This window comes from Jatrophihabitans sp. (genome assembly GCF_051960575.1).
In the GTDB taxonomy this organism is placed as follows: domain Bacteria; phylum Actinomycetota; class Actinomycetes; order Mycobacteriales; family Jatrophihabitantaceae; genus JBQCEE01.
The window spans coordinates 1-2,380 of sequence record NZ_JBQCEE010000082.1 but is presented as its reverse complement, the minus strand read 5'-3'; the positions used below and the strand labels follow the sequence as shown (position 1 = coordinate 2,380).

Here is a 2,380-nt window from a genome sequence, read left to right as displayed (position 1 = left end):
CGGACGTCCACCGGGTCGGCGCCCAGCGGAGCTACCTCGCGCAGCAGGATCATGCGGTCACCTCGGCCGGGATCGGTTCGGCTATGTCATCGGCGCCGGCCACCACGTGATACAGCACGGCCATCCGGACCGCGACACCGGCCCGGACCTGGTCCAGCACCAGCGACCGGTCACCGTCGGCGGCCATCGATGAGATCTCCAGACCGCGGTTCATCGGGCCGGGGTGCAGCACCGGGGCGTGCTCGGGCAGCAGGGCCAACCGGGCCGGCGACAACCCGTACCCGATCGCGTACTCGCGAGCGGAGGGGAAGTACCCGACGCCGGACCCGTCAGCGCCGCCCGACATCCGCTCGCGCTGCACCCGCAGCATCATCACCGCATCGACGTCGCCGTGCGACTTGCCGGACAGCGTCTCGTCGAGGTCCCAGCTCGTGGTGCACGGCCAGCTCGCGACCCCCGAGGGCATCAGCGTCGGCGGGGCGACCAGCGTCACCCGGGCGCCGAGCGTGGCGAGCAGCAGCACGTTGCTGCGCGCCACCCGGCTGTGCGTGATGTCTCCGACGATCACGACGTGCCGGTCGGCGAAGGTGCCGAGCCGCTCGCGAAGTGTGTAGGCGGCCAGCAGCGCCTGCGTGGGGTGTTCGTGGGTGCCGTCGCCCGCGTTGACCACGTGACAGTCGACCCACTCGGCGAGGCGGTTGACCGCGCCGGACGCGTGGGGGCGCACCACCAGCGCATCGACCCCCATCGCCTCGCCGGTGAGCGCGGTGTCGCGCAACGACTCGCCCTTGCTGACGCTCGACCCCTTGGCGCTGACGTTGATCACGTCCGCCGAGAGCCACTTGCCGGCGATCTCGAACGAGCTGCGGGTGCGGGTGCTGTCCTCGAAGAAGAGGTTGACGATCGTGCGCCCGCGCAGCGGCGGCAGCTTCTTGACCTCGCGGGTCTGGATGGCGTGCATCCGCGCCGCGGTGTCGAGAATCGCCATCGCCTCGTCGCGGTCCAGGTCGGCCGCACTGAGCAGGTGCTTCACGAGATGGTCACCCCGTCCGTCCCGTCAATCTCGGTGAGCGTCACGCGCACGGTCTGCGCAGGCGCGGTGGGCACGTTCTTGCCGACGTAGTCGGCCCGGATCGGCAGCTGCCGGTGGCCGCGGTCGACCAGCACCGCCAGCTGCACCGCCCGCGGCCGGCCGAGCTCGGTGAGGGCGTCCAGAGCCGCGCGGATCGTGCGTCCGGAGAACAGCACGTCGTCGACGAGGATCACGGTCTTGTCGGTGATGCCGCCCTCGGGCTCGACGGTCTCGCCCAGCGGGCGCACCCCGCGCATCCGCAGGTCGTCGCGGTAGAGGGTGATGTCGAGCGAGCCGACCGGCAGCGCGACGTCGGCGAACGCGGCGATGCGCTCGGCCAGTCGTTTCGCGAGCGGGACGCCGCGGGTCGGGATGCCGAGCAGGACCACCTCGAAGCCGGTCTTCGCGGCGTTCTCGATGATCTGGTGGGCCATCCGGTCGGCCACGCGGGCGAGGTCGGCGGCGGAAAGAAGGGTTGACTGCGGGGTGCTCCCGCCGTCGTCAGCGGGCACGCGCGCGCCAGTCACAGATCACCCCGTCCTTGTCCGCCTCACGGGACGGACCTTAAAGGTCGTCGGTCGCTGCCAACCCTAACAGTGACGTGGTGACCGGACGCAGTTCCCGGTGGGCGTGGCGGGCGATCTCACATCCGGCGGCCGGGTTCCGCGGAGCGCGGTCGGTCCTGCCGGCAGCGGCCACGCCAGCAGCCGGTCACGCCGGCGTCGCTGCCCACGGGTCGTGATCAGGGAAGGCGCGGGGAGGACGTTCGGCGCCGCCCCGGGCACTGGCCGCCCGCCGCTCGGCGATCACGCCGACGGCGAAGTGCCGGCTCACCCGGTCGCCCGTCCAGCGGGTGGTCGGGGCGTCTGGTGCGGTCGGGTGTTCGGCGTCGACGGCACCGGTGCGGTCGGCGTAGCGCTCGGGATGGACGCTCGCGAGCAGCTCGTGTCCGTCGGCGCGGAGGAAGCGCCATCGGCCGCGGCCGGCGGCCTGCAGCGAGAACGCCCCGTCGTGCAGCGCGCGGTGGTGCGCTCCGCACAGCAGCAGAAGATTGTTCAGGTCGGTATTGCCGCCGTGCATCCAGGATCGGACGTGGTGGGCGTGCAGGAACCGCCGCGAGCCGCAGCCCGGGTGGGTGCAGCCGCGGTCGCGTTCGAGCAGGGCGCGGAACAGCTTCGCGGTGACCAAGCGGTGTGAGCGGCCGACGTCGAGCGGGGTGCCGTCGCAGTCGTGGACGACGGTGCGTACCCGGCCGGCGCAGGCGAGCCGTTCCACGACCGAGCGCGGCAAGGCCGGACCGTCCTGCAG

General features: G+C 72.4%; 3 protein-coding genes. All 3 read right to left on the bottom strand.

Translation table 11 applies throughout. From position 1 onward, the window contains the following. Positions 1–49: 49 nt before the first annotated feature. Positions 50–1,033 (bottom strand): aspartate carbamoyltransferase catalytic subunit, encoded by a 984-nt coding sequence (locus ACTHMS_RS04225; protein WP_440305421.1) that lies wholly within the window; start codon positions 1,031–1,033, stop codon positions 50–52. Beyond that, positions 1,030–1,599: a bifunctional pyr operon transcriptional regulator/uracil phosphoribosyltransferase PyrR gene (pyrR, locus tag ACTHMS_RS04220; RefSeq protein ID WP_440305420.1), complete on the bottom strand. Its 570-nt coding sequence runs from the start codon at positions 1,597–1,599 to the stop codon at positions 1,030–1,032. The genes ACTHMS_RS04225 and pyrR overlap by 4 nt, the downstream gene beginning before the upstream one ends. Before the next feature lie 184 nt (positions 1,600–1,783). Then, positions 1,784–2,380 (bottom strand): HNH endonuclease signature motif containing protein (locus ACTHMS_RS04215; protein ID WP_440305419.1); only part of this gene is annotated, 597 nt, incomplete at its 5' end.